Origin of the sequence: Bacillus sp. DX4.1 (assembly GCF_030348195.1) — a bacterium.
Lineage (GTDB): Bacteria > Bacillota > Bacilli > Bacillales > Bacillaceae_G > Bacillus_A.
Genome location: NZ_JAUCFT010000008.1, coordinates 4,624,150 through 4,639,765, shown reverse-complemented (window position 1 = coordinate 4,639,765; position 15,616 = coordinate 4,624,150). Strand labels below are relative to the sequence as shown.

Here is a 15,616-nt window from a genome sequence, read left to right as displayed (position 1 = left end):
AAGAAAAGACGACTATCGAAAAGTCGTCTTTTTTATTATAGGAGCGAAAGCATATATCCGCTGAAAGCACCTAGGAGGACAACGGTCCAAGGAGGAGCCTTCCAAAATGCTAACAGGCTAAATAAGAGAGAGGCGATGACAAAATCAATTGTACTCATGATAGAGCTTGTCCAAATAGGGTTGTAGAAGGCAGCTAGTAAAATACCGACAACGGCGGCGTTGATGCCAAAGAGTGCGCCTTGTATAGTTGGCTGACGTCGCAAGTAATCCCAAAATGGCAAAACACCAATGACGAGTAAGAATGCAGGAAGAAAGATCGCAATTGTTGCAAGGATGGCTCCAGGTATACCACCGAGCAAGGTCCCTATATAAGCAGCAAATGTAAAAAGAGGACCTGGAACAGCCTGGGTTAAGCCGTATCCTGCTAGAAACTGTTCTTTTGTCATGATGCCATTTAAAACAAATTCATTTTCAAGAAGGGGAAGAACAACGTGTCCACCGCCAAATACGAGTGCGCCAGAACGATAGAAGCTATCAAACATGGCGATCCAATCGGAAAGTGGTCGTAAGATCGGTAAAAAGAATAATAAACTAAAAAATAATAGAATACATGTGACGGCAATGGTACGTGAAACAGGAATGCGCGTTTCAGTAGCAGGCGGAATCGTATGCTCACGGTATAAGAGCCAGCCGATGCCACCTGCAAACAGAATAAGCACAACTTGTGTCCAAGCACTTGGCCATAATAAAGCAATCGCCGCGGTAATAATGGCAATTGTTGCCCGGTTTCGGTCAGGCGTTAACTTTTGTGCCATGCCCCATAATGCATGGGCAACAATCGCTACAGCTACAAGCTTTAACCCATGAATAAAGCCGGCTTTTGTTACAGAAAATGACTGCAGTAGTAAAGCGAAAAACACAAGGACAAGAACGGATGGAAGCGTAAAGCCAATCCAAGCGACAATTGCTCCTAGTAGTCCTCCGCGTGACAAGCCAATCCCGATACCAACTTGGCTGCTTGCAGGGCCAGGAAGGAATTGACAGAGTGCCACTAAATCCCCATAGCTTCTCTCATCCATCCATTTTCGCTTTTGTACATATTCATGATGGAAATAACCAAGATGAGCGACAGGACCTCCGAACGAAGTGAGACCAAGTTTGAGTGAAACAAGAAAGATTTCTATTAACGAGTGCACGGAATGTTTTAGCGTTTTCAAGTGAACCTCCTAAAGAAGCATCAAATCTACGATGCATTATACAGGACTTACGGTGGTGAATGGAATAACAGGAATGTAATGATTTTGTAAATGTTTCAGAAGAGAAATTAGGTACCTTCATGAAAAAATCAATCGTGAATGAGGCATAATTGATCGTGTCCTAGCCATAAGTTAGTTAAAGAGGATATTCAAAGAGATGTGAGCATTGCGATGAAATTTATATAAGGAGTAGGTTGCTAGCATGATAAAACATTTCTTTGCTAGACTAAAAGGACGATATGAAATACCTCCTGTGAAAACAAAAGCGTATGGCGTAACAGAATTTATCTTTAATGATAATTTTACAAGGATGCATTACAGGATCACATTGAAGGATATTGAGAAGGTAACCGCTTGTCATATTCATTTAGGAACAGCAAAGCAGAATGGTCCAGTTGTTGCATTTCTATTTGGTCCTGTTAAGCCGGGAATTAGCGTGAATGAGGGCGTAATTAGGGGTATGGTAACGAATGAAGATTTAGAAGGCCCTTTGCAAGGAAAGACGCTTGAGAACCTCGTACACGAATTATATGAGGCGAATGCTTATGTAAATGTTCATACAGAGGAATATAAAAGAGGTGAAATTCGAGGAGCGATAAAGGAAATTGATTCATAAGTCTTTTCGTTACGAAATAGGAAAAACTCTCTATCATAAAACATTCCCGTGAAGGTCGAGATTCACAGGAATGTTTTTTATTTTATTCTTTTTTGTCTGGTTGATTTTTAATGAAAAAGTCCATGATATAAAATACTTCATCATCTGGAATTTGTATTTCAAACGTGTTTTCGATGGGTTGCAGTGCTTTTTTAATTTTCATGTACATCCAATATTCATCATGTCTACGCGTTTCTTTGTCGGGATAAGGAAGGAGTTCTTCTCCCTTTTGAAGACGATCAACCATACAGCTCATATGCAGAATAACGCCCATTAAACTATCAGGGTTTAGCTGCAAAGAGATGAGCTCTTGAATTGTATTTAATGAATAACGAATCGTTTTAATCATAAGTGCGCCATCATCGCGCTGCATTTGTTGACCGAGAATATCAGCCATTTTTGCATATGTTTCCTCGTACGTAATCAGCTCTTGAATCGGTTGAATTGCTTTGTAATTCAAGATATCTTGGAAATGGTAGGTTAAGCACGGTACTTGTACATCAAAGTTTGTCACAATACAGATCATATTGCGTTCCTTCTTAATGTTTTCAATCATTTTTGTTAAATCTTTTTCATGAACGATACTTATTGGAATAATTTCAATTAGATCTTTATCAAAGCGTAAATAATTTCCGAGCATTTTTTGAATAGCCAGTGCACTTCCTTCACCTGTTAAACAGGCTGTTAAAATGACCGATTTCATTGGAGTCAATGGCTTTTTCTTCTCTTCTTGTATGTTGAGATAAAACGGCGTTAAGTTTTTCACAGTTTCATATAGCGCATCTAATGAATAGCCAAGCTGAGCTTTTCGGGCTGCTTCTAACACATGCGGTGTGCTCGTCATGGAAAGAACGCGTACAGGAATATGAAATTCTGTCTCTAATATATCCCCGATATAAGCGAGTGATCCCATATCAACAAGCAAGAGAAGTCCGTTGATATGCTGCAAGGTTTTCATGTACACTTTTACTCGTTCTAGGAAGTCTTTTGGTGACTCGTGAAGTGGCATATCAATTCCTGTTACTTCATCAATACCAAGCAATTCGTTAGCGACATTTGCCATTTCCGTTGCAATGCCATTGCCATGAGCAAAAATTAATACTTTTACTTCTGTTTGGGAAGTCGGGATGGAATCAACGACGAAAAACATCGTTAAAAATCCAGCTTCATCAATCGGCATTGTTATTTGTAATTCTTCTTCTAAAAGCTGAATGCCCTGCATCGCTACTGAGAAAGCATCTTTGTATTTCGTACGAATTTGACCTAGCTGCGGGTGATGAATCTGTTTGCCACTCTGTAATCGTTGTAAAGTTGTCTGTACATGTAAACTTAAAGCAAGAAATACTTTTTCATCGAACGTCTTAGCTAAATGTTTTTCTGCTAACGCTGCAATTTTTTCACATACTGCAACAATATTTCGATCCACAATTTTGAAGACGTTTTCATGGTTTGTCTTTTTGGACATTTGATTAAAATAATGGACAAAAAAGCTTTGAATATCATTTTCTATTAGTAGTTCTAATTCTTCTTCCTCAATGCCACGTGCTTGCAGTTCTTCATATTTATGATCGATGTAATCATAAATGGAGGAACGGGTATTTTCTGTTTTGTGCCGGCTCCATCCTTCATCACTTGTAAATACAAATGTCTCATTTGGCACTTGGTACAGGTGTCGACTTTTTCTTTCGATAAACAAGCCTTCTTTCATGTACCATGGTAGGTCGGTACTAGAAACACGGATGTGCTCTCGCTTTTTTGTTACAAAGTCAGAATAGGCTTTGGCACAAGCGATTTGTACATCTGTTTTTAACTGTCCGATGTTGTTTGGACAGTGATAAAAGACGAAAGCGCGCATTGCATTTGGACTGACATGAATTTCTTTTTGCAACCGAATTGCTTCACTTGTAAAAAAGAGTTGTAACAATGCGAAGCGTTCCTGATGAGTCCGCTCACGAAGTGGTGGAAGTGTTACAGTCATCGGAATGCGTCTTGTGAATGTTTTGAGTAAAAATGAGTTTGGTTCTTCTGTTGTTGCGGTAATAATTAATACTTGTGCACGGCGCTCATTCTCTGTTTCTCCTAAACGACGATATACACCGCGATCAATAAATGTAAAGAGCATTTCTTGTCCTTCTGGTGGAAGGCGATGTACCTCATCAAGGAAGAGAATGCCTTCGTGTGCTTTTTCGATTAAGCCTTTTTGATCATTCGCACCTGTATAAGCTCCTTTTTTAATCCCAAAAAGTTGTCCTAGTAGGAGCTGTGGGTTGTTGGCGTAATCAGCACAGTTAAAGACAATGAACGGTGCACCTTTTTGAAGCTGATTCACTTCAATCGCGTATTCATGCATTAAAGAGGCAAACATGGATTTTCCGACACCCGTTTCTCCAAGAAGAAGCGTATGCATGCCGTTTGGAGGATAGAGAACAGCTGCTTTTGCCTTCTCAATCACAATTTTCAAGCTTTGATTTTCTCTTGCAAAGGCATCAAGTGAAGTTTCATCCTGCGAATGCGTTTCCATATGAGCATTCGTTCCTAAATAGAAACGGACGGGACGTGTTCCTGTTTTAGATAAACGGCCATCTTTCACAAGTTTATTTAAATCACTGCTTACATTTGCACGGTCTAACTGTAGAAGTGTAGCAAGTTCAGCTGCTGTTACACCTTCTTGATATATACCTTTTTGTATTGCGTCATAAATGAGGTCCATTCGTTTCATTATTTTTCACCTCGAAACTTCATCACTATTTAAAATTTTACACAAAAATAGGAATTGTGGGAAGAGAAAAGCAGCAAACAGCTTTAGTATCTACTAAAGCTGTTACAATCTTGTGTCCTTCCAGAAGTTTACTTCTACATGAGAAGAAGGATTATAGGGCAGAAGTGTATATCCTTTTGCTAAGAGATAGTCAATTACCTTGGGGAGAATTTGTACGGTAACGTTAGAATCGTGCATTAATATGACCTCTACTTGTTCATCGTTTTGATTCATAATCCGTTCTAGTACAGCTGATGGGTTATGATAGCTTTTCCAGTCATATGTATCGATTGTCCAATCCCACATTTTATATTGAGCGGAAACAAGTGCATCGCGATAATTTTTCTTTAAATAAGGCATGCTACCGTAAGGAACACGAACAAGGTGTGAGTCTAAATTTGTTACATGACGGACGATTGTTCGGGTTTGCTCCATTTCTGCAATCAAAACGGATGGATCGCCATTGTATAAACGTTTTACGTCGTGAGACATGCTATGCAAACCAATATAATGGCCTTCTTGTATAAGTCGTTTTACGGTTTGTGGATAGTGTGAAACTTTTCCACCAATTACAAAGAAGGTTGCCTTCCCATTTTTTTGTTTTAAAATGTTTAAAATTTGTGATGTGTATTTGTTTGGTCCATCATCAAATGTTAAGTACGCTATTTTTTGTGGAAGACTGGAAGTAGTATGAATAGTAGAGCGATGTTCACTTGAGGAGTTAGCGGCTGCTTCAGTATAAGATATAGAACATGTAATAATACTCAAACACAAACAAATACATCGAAACATTTGCTTTGTCATGATACTCACCCTCAGTTTAACAGTCAAAAATGTAAAGAAAGAAATAAAGATACCTTTCCTACTATCACTTTTGTGTCTATATCTTTCTCCAATAGAGGGACTCTCAAACAAACTATATTTTGGAAATAAAAAATGGCATCCTTTCTAGAAAAGAAAGGATGCCATTTGAATATTTTATGAAGATACGGGTTATACTATTTTTATTCTTCGCGCTTTTTTACTTTTTTATAGAAGGCAATAATTGGTTTATAGCGATCGTGCACAAGGCCAATTACTTCTGCTACAAGTTCAGTAAAGAAGATTAAAACGAACAGAAGGATAATGGATAACCATAAAGTTGCACTAGAGAAAATAATAGCATTTACGCTAAAGAAAATACCGAATGCGTAAATGATGAGTACCGTCATACGATGAGAGAAGCCCATTGCTAATAGACGATGATGTAAATGCGATTTATCCGGTGCAGAAATCGGTTTTTTATTGACGACGCGCCTGATAATCGCAAACGTTGTATCAAATACAGGTACGCCTAGAATAATAATTGGAACGATGAAGCTGAATAACGTTACGCTTTTGTATAAGCCGAGTAACGATATGACAGAGATGCAATATCCTAAAAATAATGCCCCTGTATCTCCCATGAAAATCTTTGCTGGATGGAAGTTATAGAATAAAAATCCAATTGTACTTGCAAGGATAATCAATGCGAGTGGCAGAATGATGACAGCGCCAGTACCAATCGGACTCGTAACAGCCATATATGCTAACGTTGCAAGGACGATAGATGAAATTCCAGCTGATAATCCATCTAATCCATCAATTAAGTTAATGGCATTTGTAATACCTACGATCCAAAAGACTGTAATTGGATAAGCAAGTATCCCAAGCTCAGTCTCTCCTAAGATTGGAATATATAGTACTTGAACTAATAAGCCGCTTTTTACAATAAGTGCTGCGACTAATAGTTGGCCACTAAATTTTACTTTTGCAGATAATTCGTACATGTCATCTAGTATACCGATAATAACAATGATGATGGCACCTACACTAATTGACATCATTCTCTGCTCGTATAATCCACTAATGAAATAGCCGACAGCTACGCCAATAAAGATTGCTAATCCACCAAGACGAGGCATGATTTTTTGGTGTACTTTACGTGCGTTTGGCTTATCCGTTGCTCCGATTTTAAATGCTAACTTAATTACAAAGGGAGTAATGACTAGTACGGTAATGAAGGATGCCAAAATTGCATAAATCACTTGTGAGTCCATGAATACCCCACCTTTTATATTTTAACGTAAATTCCTGAAAGTTAATTGAAAATTATGATGTTTATTTTTTGACTCAAACATATGGTATCACAAAAAGACTAGAATTCAATCTTTTTTTCTTTTCACTGTAATTGGAAATAGATAAAATATATGACAAGCCCATGACGAATGTTAATTCATATAAGAAGGTTACAAAATCTTTACAACATACGTTGTAAAGATTTTTGTTTTAAATCATTTGTTTTTTGTTTATATAAATACAAATTAAAAAACCGACATAAAATCCTTCTTTTTAGGTGGGAGAGAGCATCCGGCCATGCATAGAAGCGGTCAGATCCTTTTGCTGCCCAGACATAGTGAAAACAAAGAGAGAAAACGAGTGTAGGTCACCTTTTGTTATCCATAGCCGCGGCTATATGTCGAAAAATCAAAATGGATTTATATAGGTGTAGTACGGCTTACTATGCTGGGCTGAAAGTTATATTTGAATGTTTTTTCTAGCAGGTATTATAGATTGTATGGGCGATAGCGGATTTCTTTATTATAAGTGTTGCACGTTCATATCCGTACGTTCCGCGTTAAAATATGGAAAGTTTTATTTTACAAAATCTTAAAAAAAGAAAGAGAAGACGTCTCATATAATAAAGAAATGAGAAAGCGAATGAACTGTTGTGTATGCGAAGCTAATAAATCATAATCAGGAAATGTGAAGTGATAGTCTTTTTAATCCCGCTATTCGCGGGCAGTAATACCCCCACCTCAAAGTTCTAATAAGAAACAAAGAAGTTAGGTGGGGATAAACTACCCATAAAACCCCACTGATCAAAGTTTCACTTTATGATTGTACGCAAAGTTAAGAAATAAGAGGTGAAGTATGAAAATTACCGTTATAGGTACTGGCTATGTCGGATTAGTCACAGGCGTAGGTTTAGCGACATTAGGTTATCCAGTTACTTGCTTTGATATTGATCAAGGAAAAATTGAAAGAATGATGCAAGGCGAATTACCGATTTATGAACCAGGTCTACAACAATTAGTAGATAAGGCTGTTCAAAAGAAACTTTTAACATTCACATCAAGTCACGCCCAGGCGCTTGAAGGGGTAGATTACTTATTTATAGCAGTAGGAACGCCCTCATTGCCTGATGGAACCGCAGATTTAACTTATATTCGTAATGTGTGTCATGATATTGGAACGTATGTGAATTCGGATGTGATTGTGATTACGAAGAGTACTGTTCCTGTAGGAACTAATGACAAAATAAAGGAATGGATTCTGGAGGAGTTGCCACAAAAACATAGGATACATATCGTATCGAATCCGGAATTTTTACGAGAAGGTTCTGGTGTGTATGACTTTTTTCATGGTAATCGCATTGTAATTGGGGCCGAAAAAGCAGAAATTGCGAAGAAAGTAGAGGACTTATATAGAGAGTTGGCGATTGAAACGTTTGTTACAGATATTCGAAGTGCGGAAATGATAAAATATGCTTCAAACGCTTTTTTAGCTACAAAGATTAGTTTTATAAATGAAATTTCAAATATATGTGAAAAGGTAGGAGCGGACGTGTTAGAAGTAGCGGCCGGTATGGGAAAGGATAAGCGAATCGGTCCACATTTTTTACAAGCCGGTATTGGCTATGGCGGCTCGTGTTTCCCGAAGGATACAAATGCTCTTGTTCAAATTGCAGGGAATATTGCACATGATTTTCAATTATTAAAAGCAGTCATTGAGGTAAATAATAAACAACAAATGATGCTTGTGAATAAAGCGAAAAAGGTTATGAATTTAAACGAGAAACGTATTGCTGTGCTAGGGGCGGCTTTTAAACCAAATACAGATGATATACGAGAAGCACCTTCTCTTCTTATTATCAAGGAGCTTTTAAAGATGGGTGCTAACGTTATTGTATATGATCCACAGGCTATTCTGCATGTGAAGCAGCTGTTTGCGAAACAAGTAGAATATACAACTTGTATGGATGAGGCAATTACAGGAGCGGAAGCCGCGTTTATCGTAACCGAATGGGAGGATATACGGACATATCCTATAGAAAAGTATGTGAAGCTTATGCGTGAACCTATTATATTTGATGGGAGAAATTGTTATAGTCTACAGGATGTTGAGAAATCCGGAATAGATTATTATTCCGTTGGAAGACAAAGGATTCGTAATAGAAAGGCCTCCACAACTTATTAGAAATGCTTCCTTTTATCATCTTGCATTTTCATATATAATGGCAAATAATACTAACATATATGTTATTTAGCGAGAGAAAAGGGGCAATGAAATGACACAACGTTTGAAAGTGATGACGATTTTTGGGACGCGTCCAGAAGCAATTAAGATGGCACCTCTTGTGCTAGAGTTGCAAAAACACCCAGAGCAAATCGAACCGATTGTAACGGTAACGGCGCAGCATCGCCAAATGTTAGACCAAGTATTAGAAATCTTTGGTGTTACGCCAGATTTTGATTTGAATATCATGAAAGATCGTCAAACATTAATTGATATTACAACACGTGGTTTAGAAGGTCTAGATAAAGTAATGAAAGAAGCGAAACCAGATATCGTTCTTGTGCACGGGGATACAACAACGACGTTTATTGCGAGTCTCGCTGCATTCTACAATCAAATTCCAGTCGGTCACGTTGAAGCAGGGCTTCGTACGTGGGATAAATATTCTCCATATCCGGAAGAAATGAACCGCCAATTAACAGGTGTAATGGCAGATCTTCATTTCTCTCCTACAGCAAAATCAGCAACGAACTTACAACAAGAAAATAAAAATGAAGCACGTATTTTCGTAACAGGAAATACAGCAATTGACGCGCTAAAAACAACAGTAAAAGAAGAATATAGTCATCCGATATTAGATCAGCTTGGAAATGATCGTCTTGTATTAATGACAGCGCACCGCCGAGAAAACTTAGGTGAACCAATGCGTAATATGTTCCGTGCGATTAAACGTCTTGTTGAAAAGCATGAAGATGTGCAAGTTGTGTATCCGGTTCATATGAATCCTGTTGTTCGTGAAACAGCAAGTGAGATTTTAGGGGATCATAACCGCATTCATTTAATTGAACCACTTGATGTAATTGATTTCCATAACGTTGCAGCACGTTCATACTTAATGTTAACGGACTCTGGCGGTGTACAAGAAGAAGCACCTTCACTTGGTGTACCGGTTCTTGTTCTTCGTGATACGACAGAACGTCCGGAAGGTATTGAAGCTGGCACATTAAAGCTAGCTGGTACAGAAGAAGAAACAATCTTTACGCTAGCAGATGAATTGTTATCAGACAAAGAAGCGCATGATACAATGGCACAGGCATCGAATCCTTACGGTGATGGCCATGCGTCCGAACGTATTGTTGAAGCGATCTTACAGTATTTCAATAAATAAAAAACAAACAAAAAGAGCTGATTCAAATACCGCTATATTGGTACTAGAATCAGCTCTTTTTTTATCCCGCTATTTGCGGGCGGTAATCCCCCACCTCAATGTTCAGCAAAAAGCAAAGAAGTTAGGTGGGGGATGAAGAAAATCCCACTGAATAAAGTTTCACTTTATTCAAGAACCTGTCTTCATTTGCCATTCTGTATTCGTACTGTTAGATGATGATTGTTCTTGTTTTTTATGAGATGAGTTCGTCGGTGTATTCTCGTTTGTGTTTGTGTTTGTGTTTGTGTTTGTGTTTGTGTTTGATTGTTCTTGTTCTAAGTTTTGCATAAATGTATGACGAACAGCTTGTAGGCTCATTTCATCTGGAATAAAGTAATACACATCGTTTAGCTTTTTGTCTTCACCCTCTAATTTAACTGTTTGTATGCTAGAAGGATCAAATCCGGACAACTTGTTATATAATGCAAGTCCATCAGATATAGGTATATCGGTTTTTACATATTTGCCGATTACGGTTGTTAAATCTTTAATTTTAAAGACTGTCGAAGCAGAGTTTAATTTGTGTACCACCGCAGCAAGTGCTTGCCGTTGTCTTGCAGCGCGTCCATAATCTCCGTTTGGATCTTGTTTTCGCATGCGGACATAGGCCAATGCTTCTTCGCCATCCAGCTCTTGCTTCCCTTGTTTAAAGTTGATTTTTTTGTAATAATCTACATCAGAACGTTCCCAAAAATCGAAAGGAACATCAACAGTAATGCCACCAACGGCATCGACAATACCTTTAAAGCCTTTGAAGTCAATTTTAATATAATGATCTACAGGCACGCCTAAAAAGTTTTCGACAGTTTCCAATGCCATTTTTTCTCCGCCGTAAGCATGTGCGGCGTTTATCTTATCTTTTTGATTTTTTCCTGCAATGGTAACGCGGGAATCACGTGGAATACTCATGAGTGAAATATGTTTCGTTTTCGGATTAACTGTTGCCATCATGAGGGAGTCCGTCCGTCCATTTTGTCCACCTGTTGCATAATCTTCAATTCCCATAATGAGTATACTGAAAGGTTCTTTTGTAATTTCTACATCTCCCGCACGTAATTTTGACTTATCACGAGTAAATCCACTATATATTCCCATAAGAGAAGAGTAGGAATTAAAGAAATAGAGTACTCCGCTACCGATCAGGCTAGTGAAAATGAGAAAGATGAACAATTTGCGTCTCCGTTTCTTTTTAACTCTTCTTTTTTGGAGATGATAATAACGCTCTTCCATACATGATCTCCTTTTATTTTATAAATTATTGTTTTGCTATATCCTGCTCTAAATACAGCATATCGTTTTCTTTAATTGTACATTTCCCATTTGTTAGTTCAATCATCCACTCTGTGAATGCTTGCTTTTTGTCTTCTTCTACATAGGTGTCAAACGTTACGTTTTCTAGGTAATGTATATCTTTAAGTGCGTAAGCAGCGGAGTGACGTAATTCGTTTTCAACTTTTCCGAGTAATGTATAATCTACTTCTGTCTTCATGACACGCATCAACTTACGCTCCACAACACCTACGTGATTCACACCTTCACTTGTACATTTTCCATACGCGCGAATTAAACCACCAGCGCCAAGTTTAATGCCGCCAAAATAACGTGTGATCACAACAACTGTGTCTTTTAGATGACGTTTTTTTAATACTTCTAAAATCGGTACGCCGGCTGTACCACTTGGTTCACCATCATCATTCGCCTTTTGGATTTGATCATGTTCTCCAATTAAATAGGCAGAGCAGTTATGCGTTGCATTCCAGTGTTGCTTTTTTATCTTTTGAATAAATTCTTGTGCTTCGTCTTCTGTTGTAGCCCGGCTTACATAGCAAATGAACCGTGACTTTTGAATAATAATCTCGTGTTCACCGTAGTCTTTTATTGTTAAATATTGTAATAACAATGGTATACGCCCCTATCTTTCAAAATGACCAGTACTTTTTATTGTAAAAGGGCTGGTTTTCAGATTCAAACATTTTTTGTAGAAATATAGCAATTTTTATTATAAATTTAAGCTTTTTGTTGTAAATTGTTGAAATGTTTATTATAATCTTAAATTAGCATTTTTTATACATTAATGCGCCATTTCCTATTTTTATGTACAATTGGATAATAAAAACTTTTTTATAGGGTGGGTACGAAAATGAGAATAGCTATTGTTACTGATAGTACAGCATATATACCGAAGCATATTCGTGAAGCACTTAATATACACATGATTCCATTAAATGTTATTTTTGGTACAGATTCTTATCAGGAGGAAGCAGAAATTACAGCGGATGATTTTTATGTGAAAGTGCGTGAACATGGAGAACTTCCAAAGACTTCCCAACCAGCTATTGGGAAATTTGTAGAGAAATTTGAAGAACTAGCAAAAGAATATGATGCTGTTATTAGTATCCATCTTTCAAGTGGAATTAGCGGTACATATCAAACAGCAACGGCAGCTGGACAAATGGCTGAAGGAATAAACGTATATACGTATGATTCTGAAATTAGTTGTGAAGTGCAAGGGTTCTATGTGCGTGAAGGTGCAAAAATGGCAAGCGAAGGGAAAACGCCAGAAGAAATTTTAGCTCGATTTGATGAAATGAAACAAACAATGGATGCTTATTTTGTTGTGGATGATTTGCATCATTTGCAGCGCGGCGGCCGTTTAAATAGCGCGCAGGCGTTTATCGGCAGTCTATTACAAGTGAAACCAGTCTTATATTTTAGAGATAAAATCATTATTCCGTTTGAAAAAATTCGTACGCGTAAAAAAGCATTGAAGCGTATCGTTGAAATTCTTGATGAGCAAGCAAGTAAAGGTGTACCGATGGAAGCTGTTATTATTCATGCGAATCGTGAAGAGGAAGCAAAAGAATGGCAGCAAGAATTACAAGAAAAGTACCCTCATGTTACAATTCGCATCAGTTATTTTGGTGCAGTAATTGGAACGCATTTAGGAGAGGGAGCACTCGGTTTGGGATGGTATACAAAATAATAGAAATGCAAAAGCTCTCTTGTTGTAGAGAGTTTTTTGCAGATAGATGTATGTGTATTTGACAAGTTAAGATTTGGAAGTGATAAAATATACATAATCTTTCATACGGAAAGTTTTATTACTTACTTTTTATAAGAAACTATTTTATAATAGAGGAGAGGTGAAACGTATGGAGCATAATTCTTGTTTATGTCCAAAGTTTGAATCGGCTTTTACACTTCTAAGTAAAAAGTGGACGGGGTTAATTATTAAATCTTTGTTAGAAGAGCCGAAGCGATTTCGAGAAATTGCGGATATTATCCCAAATATGAGCGATCGTATGTTATCGGAGCGTTTAAAGGAATTAGAGAGTGAAGGTGTAGTCGTACGTTCGGTTTATCCAGAAGTGCCTGTTCGTATTGAATACGGGTTAACAGATAAAGGTAAAGCGTTAGAAGATGTTATGAATGAAGTCCAAAATTGGGCTGAAAAATGGGTGAAATAATAAAAAAGGTGTGAGGAAGTTTCCTTACACCTTTTTATTTGTGTAACAAAGGAATGACATTTCCATAAAAATATTTTTATTTTTAAAGAGCTTTGGAATAAGAAAAAAGGTCATGATATTTTCTTAGGATTCTACAAAATAAAACAAAATCACTAGAATTATTCCAAGAAATTACAAACGTAATATTACATTTATTTTACAAACACGTAACATTGATAAAAAAACTCCCGGATTATGGTATAAATTTTAGTAGATAAATACGGAAAAAACAAAAAGAAAGCGGTGTAAAAAACAAAATGAAAAAACTAAAAATCGCATCTTGCGCATTAGCGGCAGGATTTATGATGTTTTCAGTAGTAACACCAAATGTATTTGCGGAAAAGATTGAGGACGTAAAAACAGAAATTAACTCGCAAAATGACACTTTACATAAACAACAACAAGAACGTGATGAGCTTCAAAAACAAATGAACGAATTAAATAAAACAGTTGAAGGTTTAGATAAGTCTGTCCAAGAGAACGAATCAAAACTTGCAGACACAACAAAAAAAGTTGAAGAGACACAAAAATTAATCGATACAAAAAATAACGATATCGCAAAATTGCAAACGAAAATTGCAAAGCGTGAAGAGCTTTTAAGAAAACGTTTAGTCGCACTTCAAGAGCAACCAAATACGAATGTTGTAACAGAAGTTGTTGTAGGCTCTAAAAACATCGCTGATTTGGTAGATCGTTTAACTTCTGTTTCTAAAATTTTTGAATCTGATGAAGATATCATGAAAACACAACAAGAAGATCAAGCGAACGTGAAAAAAGATGTTGAACTTGTAAAAGAAAAACAAAAAGAATTAAAAGAAGCACAAGTAAAAATCGAAGATGCTAAGAAAGAACTTGACGCTGAAAAAGCGAAAAAACAAACAGCAGTAAATGATTTAAGCGGTAAGATGGATACAGTTGTAAACGGCATGACAAGCACAGAAAATCAATTAAAAGAGCTTGAAAAACAAGCGTTATACTTACAAAGCTTAGCTGAGAAAGAAGCGCAAGAAAAAGCAGCACAAGAAGCAGCAGCGCAGAAACAAGCAGAGCAAGCACCAGCAGCACCAGCGCAAGCACCAGCAGCACCGGCACCACAACCGACTGCTCCAGCCCCAGCTCCAGCAAATAATGGTGGTGGACAAGCTGAAGCTGGAAAAGAAAAACCTAAACCAGCGCCAGCCCCAGCACCAGAGAAACCTGTAACAGGTGGTGTAATTGGTAAAGCACAACAATATCTTGGTATGCCATATGTTTGGGGTAGTGCATCTCCATCAAATGGTGGTTTTGACTGCAGTGGTTTCATTTCTTACATTTATGGTGTAGGTCGTCAAGATGTTGCGGGTTACTGGAATTCTGTTCAAAAATTATCTAGCCCACAACCTGGGGATTTAGTATTCTTCCAAGGTACGTATAAAGCAGGTCCATCTCATATTGGCATTTATGTTGGTAACGGACAAATGATTCACGCTGGTGATAAAGGGATTGCATACTCTAGCTTGAACAGCAGTTATAACCAATCTCATTTCTTAGGTTACGGTAGATTATAAGATTTTTAACTAAATAAAATATGTGTATAAAGTCGATAGCTTACTATTTTAAAAGTAGGTTATCGGCTTTTTTTATTTTTTCTTCAACTTTTGCAAGAATTTGATCGTAGTTCACAGGCGAAACCTTTTGTGCCCTTCATATTTATATAAATACAAATTAAAAAACCGACATAAACCCCTTCTCTTTAGGTGGGAGAGAGCATCCGGCCATGCATAGAAGCGGTCAGATCCTTTTCCTGCCCAGACATAGTGAAAACAAAGAGAGAAAACGAGTGCAGGTCACCTTTTGTTATCCATAGCCGCGGCTTATATGTCGAAAAATCAAAATGGATTTATTTAGTATCATGTAGTTCAAGAATTTAGAAAAAAG

General features: G+C 37.3%; 12 protein-coding genes. 6 read left to right on the top strand and 6 right to left on the bottom strand.

All coding sequences use genetic code 11. From position 1 onward, the window contains the following. Positions 1–35: 35 nt before the first annotated feature. Complete coding sequence (locus tag QUF99_RS26700) at positions 36–1,217, bottom strand: chromate transporter (RefSeq protein ID WP_289374114.1); 1,182 nt, start codon at positions 1,215–1,217, stop codon at positions 36–38. Between the two features lie 241 nt (positions 1,218–1,458). Between QUF99_RS26700 and QUF99_RS26695 the strand changes: the two genes are divergently transcribed. Next, positions 1,459–1,872, top strand: coding sequence for a CHRD domain-containing protein (locus QUF99_RS26695; protein WP_289374113.1), 414 nt, complete (start codon positions 1,459–1,461; stop codon positions 1,870–1,872). A gap of 82 nt (positions 1,873–1,954) precedes the next feature. On the opposite strand, the gene QUF99_RS26690 is transcribed toward QUF99_RS26695, so the two are convergent. From QUF99_RS26690 to QUF99_RS26680, 3 genes are all read right to left on the bottom strand, one after another. Further along, positions 1,955–4,630: a sigma-54-dependent transcriptional regulator gene (locus QUF99_RS26690; RefSeq protein WP_289374111.1), complete on the bottom strand. Its 2,676-nt coding sequence runs from the start codon at positions 4,628–4,630 to the stop codon at positions 1,955–1,957. A 102-nt stretch (positions 4,631–4,732) separates the two neighbouring features. Continuing rightward, positions 4,733–5,473, bottom strand: coding sequence for a polysaccharide deacetylase family protein (locus QUF99_RS26685; protein WP_289374108.1), 741 nt, complete (start codon positions 5,471–5,473; stop codon positions 4,733–4,735). 200 nt (positions 5,474–5,673) lie between these two features. Then, positions 5,674–6,747, bottom strand: a complete 1,074-nt coding sequence (locus tag QUF99_RS26680; RefSeq protein ID WP_289374107.1) for a glycosyltransferase family 4 protein — start codon at positions 6,745–6,747, stop codon at positions 5,674–5,676. A gap of 874 nt (positions 6,748–7,621) precedes the next feature. On the opposite strand from QUF99_RS26680, the gene QUF99_RS26675 reads away from it, so the two are divergent. Both QUF99_RS26675 and wecB read left to right on the top strand, forming a co-directional pair. Next, the gene (locus QUF99_RS26675) at positions 7,622–8,947 is read left to right on the top strand and encodes a UDP-glucose dehydrogenase family protein (protein WP_289374106.1); all 1,326 of its coding nucleotides are present in this window, start codon (positions 7,622–7,624) and stop codon (positions 8,945–8,947) included. Positions 8,948–9,038: 91 nt separating this feature from the next. Further along, positions 9,039–10,154, top strand: coding sequence for a non-hydrolyzing UDP-N-acetylglucosamine 2-epimerase (gene wecB / locus QUF99_RS26670; protein ID WP_289374105.1), 1,116 nt, complete (start codon positions 9,039–9,041; stop codon positions 10,152–10,154). A gap of 168 nt (positions 10,155–10,322) precedes the next feature. On the opposite strand, the gene QUF99_RS26665 is transcribed toward wecB, so the two are convergent. Continuing rightward, complete coding sequence (locus QUF99_RS26665) at positions 10,323–11,423, bottom strand: LCP family protein (protein WP_289374103.1); 1,101 nt, start codon at positions 11,421–11,423, stop codon at positions 10,323–10,325. Positions 11,424–11,448: 25 nt separating this feature from the next. Further along, complete coding sequence (locus QUF99_RS26660) at positions 11,449–12,093, bottom strand: YigZ family protein (RefSeq protein WP_289374101.1); 645 nt, start codon at positions 12,091–12,093, stop codon at positions 11,449–11,451. Between the two features lie 240 nt (positions 12,094–12,333). On the opposite strand from QUF99_RS26660, the gene QUF99_RS26655 reads away from it, so the two are divergent. From QUF99_RS26655 to QUF99_RS26645, 3 genes are all read left to right on the top strand, one after another. Then, positions 12,334–13,176 carry a DegV family protein gene (locus QUF99_RS26655; protein ID WP_289374100.1) on the top strand — a complete coding sequence of 281 codons (843 nt, stop codon included), beginning with the start codon at positions 12,334–12,336 and terminating at the stop codon, positions 13,174–13,176. A 169-nt stretch (positions 13,177–13,345) separates the two neighbouring features. Next, complete coding sequence (locus QUF99_RS26650; protein WP_289374098.1) at positions 13,346–13,660, top strand: winged helix-turn-helix transcriptional regulator; 315 nt, start codon at positions 13,346–13,348, stop codon at positions 13,658–13,660. A gap of 296 nt (positions 13,661–13,956) precedes the next feature. Beyond that, positions 13,957–15,246, top strand: coding sequence for a C40 family peptidase (locus QUF99_RS26645; RefSeq protein WP_289374096.1), 1,290 nt, complete (start codon positions 13,957–13,959; stop codon positions 15,244–15,246). Positions 15,247–15,616: the final 370 nt, after the last annotated feature.

Bases quoted from the DNA above. Each gene is read 5' to 3' on its own strand.
- QUF99_RS26690 (WP_289374111.1), bottom strand. From the start codon at position 4,630: ATGAAACGAATGGACCTCATTTATGACGCAATACAAAAAGGTATATAT.
- QUF99_RS26655 (WP_289374100.1), top strand. From the start codon at position 12,334: ATGAGAATAGCTATTGTTACTGATAGTACAGCATATATACCGAAGCAT.
- wecB (WP_289374105.1), top strand. From the start codon at position 9,039: ATGACACAACGTTTGAAAGTGATGACGATTTTTGGGACGCGTCCAGAA.
- QUF99_RS26680 (WP_289374107.1), bottom strand. From the start codon at position 6,747: ATGGACTCACAAGTGATTTATGCAATTTTGGCATCCTTCATTACCGTA.
- QUF99_RS26645 (WP_289374096.1), top strand. From the start codon at position 13,957: ATGAAAAAACTAAAAATCGCATCTTGCGCATTAGCGGCAGGATTTATG.
- QUF99_RS26675 (WP_289374106.1), top strand. From the start codon at position 7,622: ATGAAAATTACCGTTATAGGTACTGGCTATGTCGGATTAGTCACAGGC.
- QUF99_RS26695 (WP_289374113.1), top strand. From the start codon at position 1,459: ATGATAAAACATTTCTTTGCTAGACTAAAAGGACGATATGAAATACCT.
- QUF99_RS26685 (WP_289374108.1), bottom strand. From the start codon at position 5,473: ATGACAAAGCAAATGTTTCGATGTATTTGTTTGTGTTTGAGTATTATT.
- QUF99_RS26650 (WP_289374098.1), top strand. From the start codon at position 13,346: ATGGAGCATAATTCTTGTTTATGTCCAAAGTTTGAATCGGCTTTTACA.
- QUF99_RS26665 (WP_289374103.1), bottom strand. From the start codon at position 11,423: ATGGAAGAGCGTTATTATCATCTCCAAAAAAGAAGAGTTAAAAAGAAA.